Origin of the sequence: Streptomyces sp. NPDC126497 (assembly GCF_040302425.1) — a bacterium.
GTDB lineage: Bacteria > Actinomycetota > Actinomycetes > Streptomycetales > Streptomycetaceae > Streptomyces.
Map to the genome: position 1 here is coordinate 1 of NZ_JBEORT010000225.1, position 1663 is coordinate 1663.

The following is a 1663-nucleotide window of genomic DNA, read 5'->3' on the forward strand; positions in this document are numbered from 1 at the left end:
CTCGCGTGACGTCGGCTCCCAAGACCCGGTTGTGGTCTTGGGAGCCGATGTCGTTTGGGGAGGGTGTCGATGTCGATGCGGCCGGCAGGGCTGGGTGAGATTCCGGCGGAGACGGTGCGGGTGGCGCGGGCGGCCTTCCCGAAGGGCAGCCTGGCAATCCGGGTGCGTGACGAGCTGGGGCCGTTGTTCGGTGACGGGCAGTTCGCGGGTCTGTTCCCGGTTCGGGGGAAGCCTGCCTGGTCACCGGGGCGGCTGGCGTTGGTGTTGGTGTTGCAGTTCGTCGAGGGGCTGACCGACCGGCAGGCCGCCCAGGCGGTGCGAGCCCGCATTGACTGGAAGTACGCGCTGGGGCTGGAACTGGCCGATGCGGGGTTCGACTATTCGGTGCTGTCGGAGTTCCGCGACCGGCTCATCAAAGCGGACGGAGGCCGGGAAATTCTGGACGCCGTGCTGGCAGCGGCCCGGGGGCGGGACCTGGTCGTCGTCAGGGGCCGTGCGCGGACCGACTCCACCCACGTGCTGTCCGCGGTGCGTGAGGTGAACCAGCTGGAGCTGGTCGCGGAAACCCTGCGCTCGGCGCTGAACGCCGTGGCCCTGGCCGAACCGGACTGGCTGAGCGGTCGTGCCCGGCCGGAGTGGTTCAAGCACTATGCCACCCGGGCCGAGGACTCCCGCTTTCCCAGGGACCGGTCCCGGCGTGATCAGACGTATCGGCGGATCGGTGACGACGGCATGCACCTGCTGAAGATGGTCTGGGCCGTGGACGCTCCGCCGGGTTTGCGGCGGCTGCCGGAGGCGGAGGTGCTGCGGCAGGTGTGGGTGCAGTACTTCCACATGGTCGACGGGGAGGTGGCCCGCCGGGGCCCAAAAGACCGGCCACCAGGTGTGATGCGCCTGGTGAACTGCTATGACCTGGAGGCCCGCACCGGCGGAAAGGGCGGCATCCACTGGGACGGTTACAAAGTCCATGTCACAGAGACCTGCGACCCGGACACTCCGCACCTCGTCACGAGTGTGGTGACGACTGTCGCGAGTGTCTCCGACGCCCGGATGGCCGCCCCGGTCCATGACGAACTCACCCGGCGGGATCTGCTGCCGGGCGAGCACTGGGTGGATGCCGGTTATGCCAACGGTGGTGCCCTGGCCGCCGCCCGCCGTGACCACCAGGTCGACCTGCACGGACCGCTGAAAGCGGTGACCGTCCCGCACGCCCGAGGCGATGCCGCCTTCGGCCAGAACACGTTCACCATCGACTGGGACAACCAGCTCGTGACCTGCCCGAACGGCATTGTCAGCACGCAATGGGCCAAGCGCCGCTCGGAAGAGGGCCTGGCGACCATCCGGGTGCGGTTCTCTCCGGCCGACTGCGGCACCTGCCCCCGGCTGACCGAGTGCGTCAACTCTCCCAGGCCCCGGCGGCGGGAGATCAACCTCAGACCCCGCGACGAATACGAAGAACTGCAGCAGGCGCGAAAACTCCAGACAACCGCTGCCTGGAAGGACCGCTACAAAATCCGGGCCGGCGTCGAAGGCACCATCTCCCAAGCCGTGCACGCATGCGGCCTGCGCAGATCCCGCTACCGCGGCCTGGCCAAGACCAGCCTCCAGCACCAGCTCACCGGCGCCGCCGTCAACCTCATCCGCATCGACGCCTGGCTCACCA

Annotated in this window: 1 protein-coding gene; it reads left to right on the forward strand. The window is 68.7% G+C overall.

All coding sequences use genetic code 11. The features are described from left to right. Positions 1–69: 69 nt before the first annotated feature. Positions 70–1663: IS1182 family transposase (locus ABTY20_RS35235; RefSeq protein WP_352001213.1), on the forward strand; the 1594-nt coding region annotated here is incomplete at its 3' end.